Source organism: Rhizobium sp. Rhizsp42, from assembly GCF_047304155.1.
GTDB lineage: Bacteria > Pseudomonadota > Alphaproteobacteria > Rhizobiales > Rhizobiaceae > Rhizobium.
Genome location: NZ_JBGLYS010000194.1, coordinates 1 through 243 on the forward strand (window position 1 = coordinate 1; position 243 = coordinate 243).

The 243-nt window shown below is 63.4% G+C and carries 1 pseudogene; it reads right to left on the bottom strand.

The annotated features are described in order from the left end of the window. Positions 1-243, bottom strand: a pseudogene (locus ACCD05_RS32065) (hypothetical protein); the annotation flags it as partial.

Below are 243 nucleotides of genomic sequence, written 5' to 3' on the forward strand. Positions count from 1 at the left end.
GCACAGCGGATAGCTCATGGCATCGCAGGCCGGCGTCAGGCCGGTTGAGTTGGACACCACGTTCATCTCGCAATAGTCGGGCGTAGCGCTCTGCGGCAAGGCGCTGATGGCATCGCGTCGCTGTTGCAGGCGGCCGGGCACATCCTCGCCCAGGGTCAGGAGCGAACTCAAGGCGGCTATCGCATGCGGTGTCTCCATGTACTCCAGCTGGCCGGAGACCGGATCGAAGACGTAGTCGTATTC